The sequence below is a fragment of the Pseudomonas sp. NFACC41-3 genome (assembly GCF_900109505.1).
Lineage (GTDB): Bacteria > Pseudomonadota > Gammaproteobacteria > Pseudomonadales > Pseudomonadaceae > Aquipseudomonas > Aquipseudomonas chlororaphis.
The window spans coordinates 71,126-88,912 of sequence record NZ_FOAE01000004.1; the positions used below are offsets into that span (position 1 = coordinate 71,126).

18 protein-coding genes are annotated in these 17,787 nt (G+C 63.5%); 12 read left to right on the forward strand and 6 right to left on the reverse strand.

Annotated features, from left to right (window positions below):
- Positions 1 to 323 precede the first annotated feature (323 nt).
- On the forward strand, positions 324 to 1,940 hold the full coding sequence (gene nadB, locus BMY68_RS18335) for an L-aspartate oxidase (protein WP_085530066.1): 1,617 nt from the start codon (positions 324 to 326) through the stop codon (positions 1,938 to 1,940).
- On the opposite strand, the gene BMY68_RS18340 is transcribed toward nadB, so the two are convergent.
- Together BMY68_RS18340 and BMY68_RS18345 are read right to left on the reverse strand one after the other, a co-directional pair.
- A complete protein-coding gene (locus BMY68_RS18340; protein ID WP_085530065.1) occupies positions 1,909 to 2,361 on the reverse strand; it encodes a protein YgfX in 453 nt (150 codons plus the stop codon). The genes nadB and BMY68_RS18340 overlap by 32 nt on opposite strands.
- Positions 2,345 to 2,599 carry an FAD assembly factor SdhE gene (locus BMY68_RS18345; RefSeq protein ID WP_007930227.1) on the reverse strand — a complete coding sequence of 85 codons (255 nt, stop codon included), beginning with the start codon at positions 2,597 to 2,599 and terminating at the stop codon, positions 2,345 to 2,347. Before BMY68_RS18345 ends, BMY68_RS18340 begins: the two co-directional genes overlap by 17 nt.
- A gap of 149 nt (positions 2,600 to 2,748) precedes the next feature.
- Between BMY68_RS18345 and BMY68_RS18350 the strand changes: the two genes are divergently transcribed.
- Positions 2,749 to 3,690, forward strand: coding sequence for a CAF17-like 4Fe-4S cluster assembly/insertion protein YgfZ (locus tag BMY68_RS18350; protein WP_085530064.1), 942 nt, complete (start codon positions 2,749 to 2,751; stop codon positions 3,688 to 3,690).
- Positions 3,691 to 3,727: 37 nt separating this feature from the next.
- The gene (locus BMY68_RS18355; RefSeq protein WP_062823349.1) at positions 3,728 to 4,549 is read left to right on the forward strand and encodes an HDOD domain-containing protein; all 822 of its coding nucleotides are present in this window, start codon (positions 3,728 to 3,730) and stop codon (positions 4,547 to 4,549) included.
- A 32-nt stretch (positions 4,550 to 4,581) separates the two neighbouring features.
- On the opposite strand, the gene BMY68_RS18360 is transcribed toward BMY68_RS18355, so the two are convergent.
- Both BMY68_RS18360 and BMY68_RS18365 read right to left on the reverse strand, forming a co-directional pair.
- Positions 4,582 to 5,967: a sensor histidine kinase gene (locus BMY68_RS18360; protein ID WP_085530063.1), complete on the reverse strand. Its 1,386-nt coding sequence runs from the start codon at positions 5,965 to 5,967 to the stop codon at positions 4,582 to 4,584.
- Positions 5,960 to 6,631, reverse strand: coding sequence for a response regulator (locus BMY68_RS18365; protein ID WP_009042580.1), 672 nt, complete (start codon positions 6,629 to 6,631; stop codon positions 5,960 to 5,962). Before BMY68_RS18365 ends, BMY68_RS18360 begins: the two co-directional genes overlap by 8 nt.
- Before the next feature lie 236 nt (positions 6,632 to 6,867).
- Between BMY68_RS18365 and BMY68_RS18370 the strand changes: the two genes are divergently transcribed.
- The 5 genes from BMY68_RS18370 (at position 6,868) to BMY68_RS18390 (ending at position 12,282) form a co-directional block, all read left to right on the forward strand.
- Entirely contained in the window at positions 6,868 to 8,160 is a 1,293-nt protein-coding gene (locus BMY68_RS18370; RefSeq protein ID WP_009042579.1) for an OprD family porin, read from the forward strand.
- 80 nt (positions 8,161 to 8,240) lie between these two features.
- Positions 8,241 to 9,227: a Bug family tripartite tricarboxylate transporter substrate binding protein gene (locus tag BMY68_RS18375; protein ID WP_085530062.1), complete on the forward strand. Its 987-nt coding sequence runs from the start codon at positions 8,241 to 8,243 to the stop codon at positions 9,225 to 9,227.
- 56 nt (positions 9,228 to 9,283) lie between these two features.
- Positions 9,284 to 9,742 (forward strand): tripartite tricarboxylate transporter TctB family protein, encoded by a 459-nt coding sequence (locus BMY68_RS18380; protein WP_009042577.1) that lies wholly within the window; start codon positions 9,284 to 9,286, stop codon positions 9,740 to 9,742.
- A 1-nt stretch (position 9,743) separates the two neighbouring features.
- Complete coding sequence (locus BMY68_RS18385; protein ID WP_085530061.1) at positions 9,744 to 11,258, forward strand: tripartite tricarboxylate transporter permease; 1,515 nt, start codon at positions 9,744 to 9,746, stop codon at positions 11,256 to 11,258.
- A complete protein-coding gene (locus BMY68_RS18390) occupies positions 11,251 to 12,282 on the forward strand; it encodes an AbrB family transcriptional regulator (protein ID WP_085530060.1) in 1,032 nt (343 codons plus the stop codon). The genes BMY68_RS18385 and BMY68_RS18390 overlap by 8 nt, the downstream gene beginning before the upstream one ends.
- 168 nt (positions 12,283 to 12,450) lie before the next feature.
- Here the strand turns inward: BMY68_RS18390 and ung are convergent, their stop codons facing one another.
- Positions 12,451 to 13,143, reverse strand: coding sequence for a uracil-DNA glycosylase (ung, locus tag BMY68_RS18395; protein WP_009042574.1), 693 nt, complete (start codon positions 13,141 to 13,143; stop codon positions 12,451 to 12,453).
- Positions 13,144 to 13,274: 131 nt separating this feature from the next.
- Between ung and BMY68_RS18400 the strand changes: the two genes are divergently transcribed.
- The gene (locus BMY68_RS18400) at positions 13,275 to 14,387 is read left to right on the forward strand and encodes an enoyl-CoA hydratase/isomerase family protein (RefSeq protein WP_085530059.1); all 1,113 of its coding nucleotides are present in this window, start codon (positions 13,275 to 13,277) and stop codon (positions 14,385 to 14,387) included.
- A gap of 54 nt (positions 14,388 to 14,441) precedes the next feature.
- Here BMY68_RS18400 and BMY68_RS18405 read toward each other — a convergent pair whose 3' ends face one another.
- Positions 14,442 to 14,867: a hypothetical protein gene (locus BMY68_RS18405; RefSeq protein WP_009042572.1), complete on the reverse strand. Its 426-nt coding sequence runs from the start codon at positions 14,865 to 14,867 to the stop codon at positions 14,442 to 14,444.
- A 272-nt stretch (positions 14,868 to 15,139) separates the two neighbouring features.
- Between BMY68_RS18405 and BMY68_RS18410 the strand changes: the two genes are divergently transcribed.
- From BMY68_RS18410 to BMY68_RS18420, 3 genes are read left to right on the forward strand one after another with little or no spacing between them, the layout of a single operon-like run.
- On the forward strand, positions 15,140 to 16,627 hold the full coding sequence (locus tag BMY68_RS18410) for a sensor domain-containing diguanylate cyclase (protein ID WP_085530058.1): 1,488 nt from the start codon (positions 15,140 to 15,142) through the stop codon (positions 16,625 to 16,627).
- A 7-nt stretch (positions 16,628 to 16,634) separates the two neighbouring features.
- Entirely contained in the window at positions 16,635 to 16,853 is a 219-nt protein-coding gene (locus tag BMY68_RS18415; protein ID WP_275668600.1) for a cysteine-rich CWC family protein, read from the forward strand.
- 33 nt (positions 16,854 to 16,886) lie between these two features.
- Positions 16,887 to 17,579 (forward strand): pseudouridine synthase, encoded by a 693-nt coding sequence (locus BMY68_RS18420; protein WP_062823358.1) that lies wholly within the window; start codon positions 16,887 to 16,889, stop codon positions 17,577 to 17,579.
- Positions 17,580 to 17,787 lie beyond the last annotated feature (208 nt).

Consider the following 17,787-nt stretch of genomic DNA (forward strand, 5'->3'; position numbering starts at 1 on the left):
CTTCTATTGAGTTTGGGGCCGTGTCAAAAGTTCCCAATCTTTATAGCTGTGCAGAGCGAACATTGTGTAACCATGAAGAGAAAAAGGTTGCTACATCTTCGATACAGTCGCCAGCTCCCCGACTTGACGGAAAAATCGAGCCACCCATCACTGCCTCGCAAGACCGCCTTTTTCGCCCCCATAATTTCATAATGCCACGAAGGCACCGCTATTGTGCCGATCCCCCCCTCTATATACTAGTGGGCTGCATGGCTGCTTTGACTCGCCGATCCAGGCGTCTTGCGCCAACCCCGACCCGGGTCGCTTTTGAGCGGAATCTTCCAATGAGCCAACAGTTTCAACACGATGTTCTGGTGATAGGCAGCGGCGCTGCCGGTTTGAGCCTTGCGCTGACCTTGCCTGGTCACCTGCGCATTACCGTATTGAGCAAGGGCGATCTCGCCAATGGCTCGACCTATTGGGCTCAGGGTGGCGTCGCGGCAGTGCTGGACGACACCGATACCGTCGAATCCCACGTCGACGACACCCTCAATGCCGGTGGCGGTCTGTGCCATGAAGACGCCGTGCGGTTTACCGTCGAACACAGCCGCGAGGCCATTCAGTGGCTGATCGACCAGGGCGTGCCCTTCACCCGTGACGAGCAATCGGGCAATGAAGACGGCGGTTTCGAATTCCACCTGACCCGCGAAGGCGGCCACAGCCATCGCCGCATCATCCATGCCGCCGACGCCACCGGCGCGGCCATCTTCACTACATTGCTGGAGCAGGCCCGGCAACGCCCGAACATCGAGCTGCTGGAGCAGCGGGTCGCCGTCGATCTGATTACCGAAAAACGCCTGGGACTGGAAGGCGATCGCTGCCTCGGCGCCTACGTACTCAACCGCGCCACCGGCGAAGTCGATACCTACGGTGCGCGCTTTGTCATCCTTGCTTCCGGCGGGGCCGCCAAGGTCTACCTCTATACCAGCAACCCCGATGGCGCCTGTGGCGATGGCATCGCCATGGCCTGGCGCTCGGGCTGCCGGGTGGCCAACCTGGAGTTCAACCAATTCCACCCGACCTGCCTCTACCATCCACAGGCCAAGAGTTTCCTGATCACCGAAGCCCTGCGCGGCGAGGGAGCACATCTGAAGCTGCCCAACGGCGAACGCTTCATGCCGCGTTTCGACCCGCGTGCCGAACTGGCACCACGAGATATCGTCGCCCGGGCCATCGACCATGAGATGAAGCGCCTGGGTATCGATTGCGTGTACCTGGACATCAGCCACAAACCGGAAGCCTTTATCAAAAGCCACTTCCCGACCGTGTACGAGCGCTGCCTGGAATTCTCCATCGACATCACCAAACAGCCGATCCCGGTGGTACCGGCCGCGCATTATACCTGCGGCGGGGTGATGGTCGACCAGCAGGGCCGCACCGACGTTCCGGGCCTGTATGCCATTGGCGAAACCAGCTTTACCGGCCTGCACGGCGCCAACCGCATGGCCAGCAACTCGCTGTTGGAATGCTTCGTCTATGCCCGCTCCGCGGCAGCCGACATTCTCGAGCAACTGCCGCAGATCGCCATTCCGATCGCCCTGCCCGCCTGGGACGCCAGCCAGGTCACCGACTCCGACGAAGACGTGATCATTGCGCACAACTGGGACGAACTGCGGCGATTCATGTGGGACTATGTCGGCATCGTACGCACCAACAAGCGCCTGCAACGGGCTCAGCACCGGGTCCGTCTGCTGCTGGACGAAATCGATGAGTTCTACAGCAACTACAAGGTCAGCCGCGACCTGATCGAGTTGCGCAACCTGGCCCAGGTCGCCGAGCTGATGATTCGTTCAGCCATGGAGCGCAAGGAAAGCCGGGGCCTGCACTACACCCTCGATTACCCGAACCTGCTGCCCGAGGCACTGGACACTATTCTGGTGCCGCCCACCTACGGCGACTGAACTTGAGCCGCACGCGCAGGCGCCGATGCACATCGGCCGCCTGCGCGTCCCGTGGCACACAGACCGACCTCACCCAGCGCTCGCCCGGCAGGCGAAAACGCAACACCACCAGCAGCGGCAGCGCCAGGCTGTCAGGCCGCAGCTGCACCGGCCGCCAGCCCTGCCCGGCGCACCACAACTGCCAGCCATCGGCATTACGACGCAGACCGCTGAAAGCCGAGGGATGATTCAGCAGAATCCGCCGCGGCAACGCCCAGACTCCGTGGCCCAGGCACAGCAGAACCCCGAGTAGACGGGCCCAGAGCGGAATATCGAGCATCAGCAAGGCGCCCAGCGCGAACAGCTGGGCCAGGAGATAGGCCGCCAGCAATTGCCTGGAAGGCTGCCAGCGGCATTCGAAGGCGTTACTTGGGTTGGACACGATCCAGGATCATGCGGACCATGCGTTGCAGCTCGGGATCTTCGGATTCGGAGCGTTCCATGAACCAGCCGAACATGTCCTGATCTTCGCATTCGAGCAGCCTGACGTAACAGGCACGATCAACATCGTTCAGATGCGGATAGACTTCTTTCACGAATGGCACCAGCAACACGTCCAGTTCCAGCATGCCGCGGCGGCTGTGCCAGTAGAGGCGGTTCAATTCAACATCTTCGACCATGGAGCGCTCCTCAAATAGAGCGCAAGTATACAGCCCGACGGACACCAGAACAGTCGGCTTTGGTCGGTCACCACCCATCCTTTGTGAACTACCCATTTCAAGGGCGCCCCCTTATGATGTTCGCCAGACTTTTTACCCTGCGATGACCCATGGCTGATTCCGCTTTTTTCTGCTCCCTGTCCCACGAGGGCGTTCTCGCCGTCCGCGGCCCCGATGCCAGCAAGTTCCTTCAGGGCCAGCTGACCTGCAATCTCAATTACCTCAGCGATAGCCAATCCAGCCTGGGCGCCCGTTGCACCCAGAAAGGCCGCATGCAATCGAGCTTTCGCATCCTGCTCGAAGGCGATGGCTGCCTGCTGGCCATGGCCACCGAGTTGCTGGAGCCGCAACTGGCGGACCTGAAAAAATACGCCGTGTTTTCCAAGGCCAAGCTCAGCGATGAAAGTGCCCTGTGGGCGCGCTTCGGCCTGGGCAACGCCGATACGCTGCTGGCCGGTCTCGGGCTGGAACTGCCGCCGGAAGACGGCGCGGTCGCCCGCAACGACGGCCTGATCGCCATTCGTGTTTCAGCGGATCGGACCGAGCTCTGGGCCCCCGCAGATCAAGCTGAGGTCTTGCGCGAAAAGCTGGCCGCGCAACTGCCCGAAGGCGACCTCAATCAATGGTTGCTGGGCCAGATCCGTGCCGGCATCGGCCAGGTCATGCCGGCCACTCGTGAGCTGTTCATCCCGCAGATGCTCAATCTGCAGGCCATCGGCGGCGTCAGTTTCAAGAAAGGCTGCTATACCGGCCAGGAAATCGTCGCGCGCATGCAGTACCTGGGCAAACTCAAGCGCCGCCTCTACCGCCTGGCCTTGAACGCCGAAGAGTTGCCGGAAGCCGGCACCCCGCTGTTCTCCCCGACCCATGGCAGCTCCATCGGTGAGGTGGTGATCGCCGCGCGCGCCGAACAAAACATTGAACTCCTGGCCGTACTGCAAGCCGAAGCTGCAGAGGATGGCAATCTCCATCTTGGCGCGCTCGAAGGTCCCGGGCTGCACCTGCTGGACCTGCCTTACCAGCTGGATCGCGATCGAGAAATCCAGCGCTGATTGCCGCAACTTCCTGCAATACCCCTAGAGAACAGAAATGAGTGAGCTGGCGGAAAAGGTCCAACAGGATTTGGTTGAGGCCATCGACAACGATGACCTGGTTCTGCCAACGCTACCGGAAGTGGCCCTGCAGATTCGCCGGGCCGCTGAAGATCCGGAAATCAGCGTCAGTACCCTGAGCAAAGTGATTGGCCGTGATACGGCGCTGTCGGCGCGCCTGATCAAAGTGGTCAACAGCCCCCTGCTGCGCGCCACCCAGGAAGTCACCGACCTGCACACCGCGATTACCCGGCTGGGGGTCAATTACAGCAGCAACCTGGCCATCGGCCTGGTCATGGAGCAGATTTTCCATGCCCGCTCGGAGGTGATCGCGCAAAAGATGCACGACGTCTGGCGCAAAAGCCTGGAAGTGGCCGGAGTCAGTTATGCCCTGTGCCGCAGCCATACCCAGTTGAAGCCCGACCAGGCCGCCCTCGGCGGGCTGGTGCACCAGATCGGCGTGCTGCCGATCCTGACCTATGCGGAAGATCACTATGAGCTGCTGTCTGACCCGGTCAGCCTCAACCACGTGATCGAGCACATCCACCCATTGCTGGGCGACAAGCTGCTGCAGGTCTGGGAGTTTCCGGAACAGCTGGCCAAGTTGCCGGGGCAGTACCTGGACTTCCAGCGCCAGTCCGCGCGCCTGGACTACGTCGACCTGGTGCAGGTCGCCAGCCTGTATTGCCACAAGGACACCGACCACCCACTGGCGAAGATCGATATCCTCAGCGTGCCAGCCTTCAAAAAGCTCGGGATCGACCCCGAGAACAAAGTGATGTGCAGCGATCTGGCCGAGTCGCGGTCAATGTTCTACTGAATCAATGCTCTACTGAGCCTGTACCACAGCCTCTAGCCCGCGTTAAAACTCACCCGCACCTTCAGCCCCGCCTGCGCGCCATCGTGCAGGCTGATCTGCGCCAGATGGGCACGACAGATCTCGCCGACGATCGCCAGGCCCAGGCCGGAGCCGGCGACATGGGGGTTGCGCCGGTAGAAGCGCTCGAATACCCGATCGCGGTCTTCCAAGGGAATCCCCGGGCCGTCGTCCTCCACCTCCAGCACCGCCGGCGTGCTGACCCGCAGGATCACGTTTCCGCCCGGCCTGGTGTGGGCCAGGGCATTGTCCACCAGGTTGCTCAGCAGTTCGTTCAAGAGGGTCGGCTCGCCGCGCAGCCACACCGGCTCATCGGCTTCCAGGGCCAGGGCGACACCCCGGGCGTGGGCCAAGGGCGCCATGGCCATGCCCAACTCGCGGGCCAACTGGCTGAGATCGAGCAATTGCGCGCCGCCCTCGGCAATCGCCCGGGCGCCGTTTTCGATCCGCGCCAAGGACAACAGTTGATTGGCCAGATGGGTCAGGCGATCGGTGCCCTGCGCGGCGCTTTCCAGGGTATTGCGCCAGGTCTCAGGCTCCGAGGCCCGCAGCCCCAGCTCCAGGCGCGCCTTGAGTGCCGCCAGGGGGGTGCGCAATTCATGGGCGGCGTCGGCAATGAACTGCGCCTGACGCTCGAACTGGCCACGCAGTCGCTCGGTGAAGTGATTGAGCGCCCGCACCAGGGGCCACAACTCGCGTTGCACCTCGACCAGCGGCAAAGGCCGCAAGTCGTCGGGCTGGCGCTCCTCCACCGCGCTGCGCAAACGCTCCAGCGGACGCAACGCGGCGCTGACCGCGAACCACACCAGCAACAAGGCCCCCATGGCCAGCATGCCCAGGCGCAACAGGGTATCGGCCATCAGGCTGCGCGCCATGCGGACCCGCGCCTCGTCGGTCTCCGCCACGCGAATCTCCGCCATGCCGTTCATGTTCGGCTCGCTGACCGCCTTGAGCAGGCTCACCACTCGGACGTTCTGCCCTTGATAGGTGGCATCGTAGAACCGCGCCAGCGCCGGATAATCGTCGGTGCGCGGCGTGCCCGGCGGCGGACCGGGCAGGTTTTCGTAACCGGAAATCAGCTTCTGATGGATATCGTTGACCTGGTAATAGATCCGCCCGGCACTGTCGTAGGCGAAGGTATCGAGGGCGACATAGGGCACATTGGCGCTCAGGCCACCGTCACGCTGGGACAAACCGGCGGCGATGGTCCGGGCCGAGGCCAGCAAAGTCCGATCGTAAGCCGTATCCGCCGCCTCGCGGCCGTTCCAGTAGGCACTCAGGCCGCTGGCCAGCATCAGCACCACCAGCAGCAGCGCCAGGTTCCACAGCAGGCGCCAGCGCAGGCTGCTGGGCCTATGCATCGCGACTTTCCAGCAGGTAGCCAAGCCCGCGGAAGGTGACGATGGCCACCGGCTGGCCGTCGAGTTTCTTGCGCAAGCGATGGACATAGATTTCGATGGCGTCCGGGCTGGCCTCTTCATCCAGGCCGAACACCTGGGAAGCCAGTTGCTCCTTGCTCATGACCCGTCCCGGCCGGGCGATCAGCGCCTCGAGTACCGCCTGCTCGCGGGAGGTCAGGGTCAGCAGCTCTTCACCCAGGGTAAAGCGCCGGGTATCGAGGTCGTAGGCCAGCACCCCGCAACGCTGTACCCGTTCACCGCCGAGCACGCTGCGCCGCAGCAGGGCCTTGACCCGTGCTTCCAGCTCGGTCAGTTCGAAGGGCTTGGCCAGGTAGTCGTCCGCCCCCAGGTTGAGGCCGTGGACCCGGTCCTTGACATCGCTGCGCGCGGTCAGCATCAGCACCGGCAGGTTCTTGCCGCGGGCACGCAGGCGCGCCAGCACTTCGAAACCATCCAGACGCGGCAGGCCCACATCGAGGATCGCCATCGCGTAATCCTCGCTGCCCAGGGCCAGGTCCGCGGCGACTCCGTCGTGCAGCACATCCACGGTCAAACCCGTGCTCTTGAGCGCCTGGGCGACACTTTCAGCCAGCTGCAGGTGGTCTTCGACGAGAAGCACGCGCATGGATTTCCTACCTCGTTCAGGGGATCGACGGCACTTTTTATTGCCGCGGAGTTTACAGCCGGGACCGCTGCTGTGAAGCCCGAAAACCGTGAAAGTCTGCTGAAAGGTTAGCGAAAGGTTGGCCCTTTAGAGTCCTGTCACGGATTGTTTCGACTTCCGTGGCTACCTCCCGGTGGCCTCCCGAAAAACGCCTCGAAGCGTTTTCGCCAATAAGAACAATAACGGAGTACAACACGATGCTGTCCATGCAGCCTCAGGCTTGCCAGCCTGTTCGTTTTTCCCGTCTCAGCCACACCGCCCTAGCCAGCGCCGCCGCCCTTGCCGGTTTCTCACCGATCAGCCAGGCCGCCTTCTTCGAAGACAGTAGCGCCACCCTCGAAACCCGCAACATGTACTTCAATCGTGATTTCCGCAGCGGCACCAGTGCCCAGCAATCCAAGCGCGACGAATGGGCCCAGGGCTTCATGCTCAATCTGCAATCGGGCTACACCGACGGCACCGTAGGCTTCGGCGTCGACGCGCTGGGCATGCTCGGCATCAAGCTCGACTCCAGCCCCGACCGCACTGGCACCGGCCTGCTGCCGACCCACGACGACGGGCGCGCCGCCGACGAGTACTCCAAGGTCGGCCTGACCGGCAAAGTGAAAATCTCCGCCACCGAACTGAAGATCGGCAGCCTGATCCCGGAACTGCCGACCATCAAGCCCAACGACGGGCGCATCCTGCCGCAGACCTTCGAGGGCGGCCTGCTGACCTCCAGGGAAATCAAGAACCTGACCTTCACCGGCGGCCGCCTGGAGAAAGCCAAGGATCGCGACAGCACCGATTTCGAGGACATCGCCCTCAACAACAAGAACAGCCGCTTCGCCGGCACCGTCGCCGGCAAGCACTTCGACTTCGGCGGCCTGGACTACAAGTTCACCGACAAGATCACCGGCAGCTACCATTTCGCCCAACTCGCCGAGGTCTACAACCAGCATTTCTTCGGCCTGCTCGCCTCGCAGCCGATGGGCCCGGGCACCTTCGCCACAGACCTGCGCTTCGCCGTCAGTGACGACCAGGGCCAGGCTCGCGGCGGCAAGATCGACAACAAATCCCTCAACGGCCTGGTGAGCTACGCCCTGAACGGGCATAAACTCAGCGCCGGCTACCAGCACATGTCCGGCGACAGCGCCTTCCCCTACCTCGACGGGGCCGACCCGTACCTGGTCAACTTCGTGCAGATCAACGACTTCGCCGGCGCCGAAGAACGCTCTTGGCAAGCCCGCTACGACTACGACTTCGGCAAGCTCGGCATCCCCGGCCTGACCTTCATGACCCGCTACCTGAGCGGCGACAACATCGCTCTGAAAAACGGCGATACCGGCAAGGAATGGGAACGCAACACCGAGATCAAGTATGTGGTGCAAAGCGGCACCTTCAAGGACGTCGCGGTGCGCCTGCGCAACGCCACCTACCGCTCCAACTATTCGGCCCGCGATGCGGATGAAGTGCGCCTGCTGGTGAGCTACAGCCTGGCGCTCTGGTAATCGACCGACCTTCGGCAGGCGCTGCGCCTGCCAAGGCCCCTGGCATGCAACACACAACAACAACTCCTGTGGAGACAAGCATGAACTCATCACTGCGTAAATTGGCCCTCGCCGCCGGCTGTATGCTGTTCGCCGGTCAACTGCTCGCCGCCAGCGCCGAACCCAAGCGCCCGGAATGCATCGCCCCGGCCTCCCCCGGCGGCGGTTTCGACCTGACCTGCAAACTGGCGCAGAGCGCGCTGGTCAACGAAAAGCTGCTGACCAAGCCGATGCGCGTGACCTACATGCCCGGCGGTGTCGGCGCGGTGGCCTACAACGCGGTGGTGGCCCAGCGTCCCGCCGACGCCGGCACGCTGGTGGCCTGGTCCAGCGGTTCGCTGCTGAACCTGGCCCAGGGCAAGTTCGGCCGCTTCGATGAAAGCGCGGTGCGCTGGCTGGCCGCGGTCGGCACCAGCTATGGCGCCATCGCGGTGAAGAGCGACTCGCCGTACAAGACCCTCGACGACCTGGTCAAGGCGCTGAAGAAAGACCCGAGCTCGGTGGTGATCGGCTCCGGCGGCACCGTCGGCAGCCAGGACTGGATGCAGACCGCGCTGATCGCCAAGGCCGCCGGGATCAACCCGCGCGACCTGCGCTACGTGGCCCTGGAAGGCGGCGGCGAAATCGCCACCGCGCTGCTGGGCGGGCACATCCAGGTCGGCAGTACTGACATTTCCGACTCCATGCCGCACATCCAGAGCGGCGACATGCGCCTGCTCGCGGTGTTCTCCGACAAGCGCCTGGATGAGCCGGAAATGAAAGACATCCCGACCGCCAAGGAGCAGGGTTACGACATCGTCTGGCCAGTGGTGCGCGGCTTCTACCTCGGGCCGAAGGTCAGCGACGAAGACTACGCCTGGTGGAAAGACGCCTTCGACAAGCTGCTGGCTTCCGAAGAGTTCGCCAAGCTGCGCGACCAGCGCGAACTCTTCCCGTTCGCCATGACCGGGCCGGAACTAGACGCCTACGTGAAGAAACAGGTGGCCGACTACAAGACCCTGGCCAAAGAGTTCGGCCTGATCCAGTAATCGCCCCTGTCTAGCGGCCCTGCCCCTTTCGCGGGGGCGGGGCCCAGGAGTTTCCCATGCTCTTACAACGCCTTTTCGCCTCGCTGCTGCTCCTGGTCTGCCTGGGCCTGGCACTGATGGCCTGGCCCTACCAGGCCGCCTTTTCCTACGAACCGGTCGGCCCGCGCGCCTTTCCCCTGCTGATGCTCGGCCTGATGGGCCTGGCGCTGCTGTACATGGTGTTTCGCCCGGCGCCGATCAAGCACAGCGAAGACGAGCCACCACTGGACCGTGAAACCCTGACTAAGATCAGCATCTGTGTGGTCCTGCTGCTGATCTTCGCCGGTCTGTTCGAACCCCTGGGTTTCATTCTCAGCAGCATCCTGATCGGCATTCCGATGGCGCGCCTGTACGGCGGCCGCTGGGTGCCCAGCGCCGTGGTCACCACGCTGATGGCCATCGGTCTGTATGTGCTTTTCGACCGGGTGATGGACGTGCCACTGCCCCTGGGCCTGCTCGACGTTCTGGAGAACTGATATGGATACGCTTGGCTATTTGGGCCAGGGTTTCGGCGTCGCGCTGAGCCCCTACAACCTGGTCACCGCCCTGACCGGGACCCTGATCGGCACCGTGGTCGGCCTGCTCCCGGGCCTGGGCCCGATCAACGGCGTAGCACTGCTGATCCCGATCGCCTTCGCCCTCGGCCTGCCACCGGAGTCGGCGCTGATCCTGCTGGCGGCGGTGTACCTGGGTTGCGAATACGGCGGCCGGATCAGCTCGATCCTGCTGAACATCCCGGGCGAAGCCTCCACCGTGATGACCACCCTCGACGGCTACCCGATGGCACGCCAGGGCCTGGCCGGGGTGGCTCTGTCGCTGTCGGCCTGGAGCTCGTTCATCGGCGCCTTCATCGCCACCTGCGGCATGGTGATGTTCGCCCCGCTGCTGGCGAAATGGGCGATCGCCTTCGGCCCGGCGGAGTATTTCGTGCTGATGGTGTTCGCCATTGTCTGCCTCGGCGGTATGGCCGGCGATCGTCCGATCAAGACTTTTATCGCCGCGCTGATCGGGCTGTTCCTGTCGTCGGTCGGTATCGACGCCAACAGCGGCGTGTACCGCTTCACCGGCGATAACATCCACCTCACCGACGGCATCCAGTTCGTGGTGCTGGTACTGGGCCTGTTCTCCATCAGCGAGATCCTGTTGCTGCTGGAAAAAACCCATCGCGGCCAGGAAGCGGTGAAAGCCACCGGACGCATGATGTTCAACTTCAAGGAAGCCGCGTCGGTGTTCGTGGTGAACATCCGTTGCGGCCTGCTGGGCTTCATCATGGGCGTCTTGCCGGGTGCCGGCGCGACCCTGGCCAGCGCCGTGGCCTACATGACCGAAAAACGCATCGCCGGCGCCAGCGGCAAGTTCGGCCAGGGCGACAAGCGCGGCCTGGCGGCACCGGAAACCGCGATCGGCGCCTCGGCCTGCGGCGCCCTGGTACCGATGCTGACCCTCGGCGTCCCGGGCTCGGGCACCACTGCAGTGATGATCGGTGCCCTGTCGCTGTACAACATCACCCCGGGCCCGCTGCTGTTCCAGCAGCAACCGGACATCGTCTGGGGCCTGATCGCCTCGTTGTTCATCGCCAACATCATGCTGGTGGTCCTCAACATCCCGATGATCCGCGTCTTCACCCGCATCCTCGCCGTGCCGAACTGGGCCCTGGTGCCGGTGATCGCAATCATCACCGGGATCGGCGTCTACGCGGTGCACGCCACCACCTTCGACCTGTTCCTGATGGTCGGCATCGGCATCTTCGGCTACATCCTGCGCAAGCTGGACTTCCCGCTGTCGCCGGTGCTGCTGGGCTTTATCCTCGGCGGGCTGATGGAGCAGAACCTGCGTCGCGCGCTGTCGATCTCCAACGGCGCGATGGAAATCCTCTGGTCCAACCCGATCACCGTCGGCGTCTGGGTGCTGACCGTGATCATGCTGCTGATGCCGATGATCCGCATCTGGCGCAAGCGCTCGGCCCTGCAACGCGCTGTGGCCGATGTCTGAGGCCAGCTTCAAACAGTGGTGGGGTACGCCCCTGGTCGGTCTGGCCGGCGGTTACCTCGCCAGCCAGATCGGCTGGCCGCTGCCGTGGATGGTCGGCTCGCTGCTGGCGATCATCCTGGTGCGCTGCCTGACGCCCTGGCAACTGGGGGAAATTCCCGGCGGCCGCAAATGCGGGCAATGGGTGGTGGGTATCGGCATCGGCCTGCACTTCACCCCGGTGGTGATGGAGCAGGTCATGAGCCATTTCGGCCTGATCTTCTTCGGTGCCCTGGTCACCAGCCTGTCCAGCGTGGTCGGGGTCTGGCTGCTGCGGCGCACCGGTGAGGACCGGGCCACCGCGTTCTTCTCCAGCATGCCGGGCGGCTCCGGCGAGATGGTCAACCTCGGCGCGCGCAACAGCGCGGTGCTCAGCCGCGTGGCGGCCGGGCAGAGCCTGCGGGTGCTGGTGGTGGTCTTGTGTGTACCGGCGGCCTTCAAGTACCTGCTCGGTGAGGGCGTGCCTCAATTGCATCCGGCCAGCGTCGATTGGCGCTGGCTGGCCGTATTGTTTCCGGCGGGCGCCCTGCTCGCCTGGCTCTGGCAACGCCTGCGCCAGCCCAACCCCTGGTTGTTCGGGCCGCTGCTGGTCAGCGCCGCGGTCAGTATCGGCTGGGACCTGCATATCGGCCTGCCGGACGGCGGCAGCCAGATCGGCCAGTGGCTGATCGGCAGCGGACTGGGCTGTCACTTCAATCGCCAGTTCTTCCGCCGCGCGCCCTCGTTCATGGGCCGCACCCTGATCGGCACGGCGCTGACCATGCTGATCGCCAGCCTCGCGGCCGTGGCCCTGAGCGCCTTGACTCATCTGGATTTGCGTTCGCTGACGTTGGGCATGATGCCCGGCGGCATCGCGGAAATGAGCCTGACGGCCGAGACCCTGCAACTGTCGGTGCCGCTGGTGACGGCGATGCAGGTGATGCGCTTGCTGTTCGTGCTGTTTCTGGCCGAGCCGCTGTTCCGGCATTGGGACAAGAAACCGGACTGAAGCCGGTCCCCTGTAGCCGCTGCCGCAGGCTGCGATCGACCTCGAAGGGGGCGCGATGTTCAGCGTCGCCGAGGTCCTTCGGACCTATCGCAGCCTGCGGCAGCGGCTACAGGGTTTTGCGTTGATTCTGTAGGAGCGAGGCTTGCCCGCGATGGCGGCCTTCCCCCATCAAACCGGCGGCAACCGCCATTCGATCGGCGTCTCGCCATTCTGCTCGAGGTACTTGTTGGTCCGGCTGAAATGCCCGCAACCGATAAAGCCGCGGTACGCCGACAAGGGCGACGGATGCACCGAAGTCAGCACCAGGTGCTTGGTGGCATCGATCAGCTTCTGCTTGCCCTGGGCATGGGAACCCCACAGCAGGAACACCAGGTGCGGCTGGTGCTCGCTCACCACTTCGATGATCCGGTCGGTGAAATGTTGCCAGCCCCTGCCCGCGTGGGAAGCGGCGTTGGCCCGTTGCACCGTCATGGTGGTGTTGAGCATCAACACACCCTGGTCGGCCCAGCTCTGCAGGTAGCCGTGGTTGGGCATGTCGATGTTCAGGTCGCGCTTGAGCTCTTTATAGATATTCACCAGGGACGGCGGCGCCGGCACGCCCGGCTGCACCGAGAAGCACAGGCCGTGGGCCTGGCCGGGGCCGTGGTAAGGATCCTGGCCGAGGATCACCACCTTGACCTTGTCCAGTGGCGTGGAATTCAGCGCATTGAAGATCAGCGGGCCCGGCGGGTAGATCTCCTTGCCAGCGGCATGTTCCTGACGCAGGAACTCGCGCAACTCCGCCATGTAAGGCTGGTCGAATTCGGCACGCAGCGCCTGCTTCCAGCTGGGTTCGAGTTTGATACGGTCGTCATCGGTCATGGTTGCACCCGGAAAAATCAATGGGCGCACCCTAGGAAAGCCCACCACGCTTGTCAATTGATCTGACGCAGAACCGCCACTTTCGCCTATAGCGATCATACTGAACGCTCAAATTCCCGATCGAGGTCACGATGAATCTGCACTTCGAAGAACTCACCGGCACCGACGGCGCGCGCATCGCAATTGCCAGCCTGGATGCCGAACACTCCCTCAACGCCTTGTCCCTGCCCATGATCCATCTGTTGAGCGACCGCCTGGAAGCCTGGGCCAAGGACCCGCAAGTGGTCTGTGTGCTGTTGCGCGGCAACGGCGCCAAGGCCTTCTGCGCCGGCGGTGAAGTGCGCAGCCTGGTCCAGGCCTGCCTGGCCCACCCCGGCGAAGTACCGCCGCTGGCCGCGCAGTTCTTCGCCGCGGAATACCGTCTCGACTACCGCCTGCACACCTACCCGAAACCGCTGATCTGCTGGGGCCACGGCTATGTGCTCGGTGGCGGCATGGGCCTGCTGCAGGGCGCCAGCATCCGCATCGTCACGCCAAGCAGCCGCCTGGCGATGCCGGAAATCAGCATCGGCCTGTACCCGGATGTCGGCGCCAGTTGGTTCCTCTCGCGCCTGCCGGGCAAGCTCGGGCTGTTCCTCGGCCTGACCGGCGCGCACATCAACGGCCGCGACGCCATCGACCTGGACCTGGCCGACCGCTTCCTGCGGGACGACCAGCAAGAAGCGCTGATCAACGGGCTGCTACAGCTCAACTGGCAGGAACAGACGCCGATGCAGCTCAACAGCCTGCTCAAGGCCCTGCAACAGGAGGCCGTCGAACAAATGCCCACAGCCCAGTGGCTACCACGGCGCCAGCAGATCGACGAGTGGCTGGACGTCAGCGATGTACGCTGTGCCTGGCGAGCCATCAGCCAGTTGCACAATCACTCCGATGCCCTGCTGGCGCGGGCGGCGAAAACCCTCAGCGAAGGCTGCCCGCTGACCGCCTGCCTGGTCTGGGAGCAGATCCAGCAAGCCCAGCACCTGTCCCTGGCGCAGGTGTTCCAGATGGAATACACCCTGAGCCTGAACTGCTGCCGGCATCCCGAATTCAGCGAAGGGGTGCGGGCGCGCCTGATCGACAAGGACCACAAGCCCCGCTGGCACTGGCCGGACATCAACAGCATCCCCGACGCCGTGGTCGAGGCGCATTTCCACAAGGCCTGGGAAGGCCGTCACCCCTTGGCGGATCTGTCGGACTTCTGAAAACCAGCCATGAAAAAGCGGCGCTCCAGGCGCCGCTTGTTGGTTGTGGGCAGATCAGCGGTTGTGGTGGCGGTCACGGCGGTGATCGTCGCGACCGCGATCGCTCCAGTCTCGACCGCCACGCCGGCCGTCATGGTCGCGGCGACCGTCATGGCGCCGATAGTCGTTGTTCCAGCCCTGGCGGTGGCCATCCCAGCCACGGTTCGGGTAGGCGCGATAAACAGCCCGCGGCGCCGACTGGTAGTAACGCGGTGCCGGCTGGTAATACCGGGGCTGGTAGTACCGCGGCGCTGGTTGGTAATAACGCGGCGCGTAATAGCCGCGGCCGGAAGAATAATAGGAACCGCCGTAGTAGACCGGCGCCGGCGTCGTATAGACCTCAGAGCGGTAGTAAGTGGAACCTCCGTCGTAGTCGTAATAGGGAACGCAGGCAGAAAGAGCCAAACCCAGGAACGCAGTGAGAAGAATTCGACGATACATGGCGGCCTCCTGGACCGCTGATGGGCCATGCCAGCGACGCTGGCCGGCGGCAGCCAAGGATGTTCTGGCTGACGAAATATCTGACCGCGAAAACCGGGTCTGGTGCGATTTTGGTTACACCTTGATACAAGTCGCCAGGCAAGGATTTTGGATCCGAAAACGGCCGGTTTTCGCGGGCTGTATGCCATTGCTGGCGAGCGATCAAATGGCGCAGCTACCCGTCGGCGCGGCCACTAGAATGCTTGCATCGGGTCACGGCCACGGAGTCGCCCATGCCGCTTAGCTCCCCGCTGTATTCGCAACGCTGGCTGATCATCACGCTCATCGCGCTGCTGGGCGGCGGTTTTATGGTCACCTCCTTGCTCAGCTATTACGCCTCGCGAACCTCGATCCGCGACAATATCGTCAACACCGAGCTGCCGCTGACCTCCGACACCGTGTATTCGGAGATCCAGAAAGACCTGGTACGACCGATCCTGATTTCTTCGATGATGTCCCGCGACACCTTCATGCGCGACTGGGTGATGGCTGGCGAACGCGATCCCGAGCAGATGACCCGCTATCTCAACGAGGTGATGACCCACTACGGCGCCTACACCGCGTTCTTCGTCTCCAACAGCAGCCTGACCTACTACCACGCCAAGGGCGTGCTGAAGAAAATCGCCCCTGATACCCCCCGCGACGCCTGGTATTTCCGGGTCCGCGACATGGCCACCCCGTATGAAATCAACGTCGATCCGGACCAGGCCAACCAGAACAACCTGACGTTTTTCATCAACTACAAGGTCTACGACTACCAGGACAATTTCATCGGCGCAGCGGGTGTCGGCCTGAAGGTCGATGCGGTGATCAAGCTGATCGACCGCTACCAGCAGCGTTATCAGCGCAGCGTGTATTTCGTCGATACCCAGGGCCGGATCGTCCTCACCGGGGCTGAAGGCGGCCCGCAGGGCGCTCGGGCCGGCCAGTCGCTGTTCGAACTGGAAAACCTGCGCGACCTGCAGGTCAGGATGCCCAAGCCCCACAGCGGCAACTACGAATACAGCGCCGCAGACCAGCGGCACTTCCTCAATGTGCGTTTCATTCCCGAGCTGAACTGGTACCTGTTCGTCGACAAGCGCGAGGACAGCGCCCTGAGCGATATTCGCCGCTCGCTGTACCTCAACCTGCTGATCTGCCTGGCGATCACCCTGATCGTGCTGACCCTGCTCAACGGCGTGGTCAGACGTTTCCAGCGCAAGATCGAAACCCAGGCCACCCTCGACAGCCTCACCGGCCTGCCCAACCGCCGCGGCTTCGACTTGCTGGCCGCCCAGGCCATGCTCGAAGCCCAGCGCGAGCCCAAGCCGCTGACCGCCCTGCTGCTCGACCTGGACCACTTCAAACGCCTCAACGATACCTACGGCCACCTCGCCGGCGACCAGGTGTTGAGCGGCTTCGCCCGGCACCTGGCAAGCTGCCTGCGCCAGTCCGATATCGTTTGCCGCTGGGGCGGCGAAGAGTTCATCGTGTTGCTCAAGGACACCGACAGCGCCACGGCGCTGAAGATCGCCGAGAAGATCCGCCTGCTGATCGAGCAACAGCGCTATACCTACGAGGGCAAGAATATGCGGCTGACCGTCAGCATCGGCGTGACCACACTGCAGGCGGACGATACCCTGCACAGCCTGCTGTCACGCGCCGACCATGCGATGTACCGTGCCAAGCAGACCGGCCGTAACCGAACCTGCGTGGAAATGCCTCACTCCCGTTATGAATGAACCGACCCTGAACAGCCCCAACCTCTGCCCGGCCTGCGGCGCCCGCAACGACTGCAGCCTGGCCGACCCGCGTACCGCCGACCAGGCCTGCTGGTGCTACAGCGTGAGCATCGACCCGGCGGTGCTCGAAGCCCTGCCGCCGGAGCTGCGCGATCGCGCCTGCCTGTGCCCGCGCTGTGCCCGGGTCGACGCGCAACTGCAAGCGGCCGCCCGGCCGACCCCGTAAGATGCGCAGCCTTTTGCCAGCCTGCCGATAGCCATGCGCGTTGATCGCTTCCTCAGCAACCTGCCCCGCTTCAACCGCCAGCAGGTGCGCCTGCTGCTGGTGGCAAAGCGCATCCGTATCGACGGCCAGGTGGTCAGCGATCCCCATGCCGAGGTGCGCGAGTTCAGCCGGGTCGAGCTCGACGACGAAGTGCTGCAGGCCGGCAAGCCGCCGCGCTATTTCATGCTGCACAAACCCATGGGCTGCGTCAGCGCCACCCGCGATCCCGAACACCGCACCGTGCTCGACCTGTTGGACGAACCGGACAAGCACGAGCTGCACATCGCCGGTCGCCTGGACTACAACACCACCGGTTTGCTGATCCTCACCAACGATGGCAGCTGGTCGCGGCGCCTGACCCAGCCGCAGACCAAACTGCCGAAGCGCTACTACGTCGAGACCGAACAGGACATAGGCCCGGAGTACGCCGAGACCTTCGCCCGGGGCCTGTACTTCGCTTTCGAGGACCTCACCACCCTGCCCGCCGAGCTGCAGATCCTCGGCCCCCGGTGCGCGCGGCTGAGCATCGTCGAAGGCCGCTATCACCAGGTCAAACGCATGTTCGGCCATTTCGACAACAAGGTCTTGCGCCTGCACCGCGAACGCATGGGACCGCTGGCCCTCGACGAAAAACTGGTGCCCGGAGAGTACCGGCCGCTGACCGATGAAGAAATCCGCCTGGTCTGAGCGTCTACAATTTCCGTAGCCGCTGTAAGCCATCGACGATGCGATGACCATTCAGCCGAAGTTGTCGAACAATTTACCAACGGCACTTGCGAGACGGCGTTCTCCCTGCTTGAATCAGTCCGTCGGCCGAAATGTGACCGATGAGTCACGAACATACTTCTAAGAAATCCTTTGCCGTCCGAGCCGCCTGTGCTCACCCCGCATTACG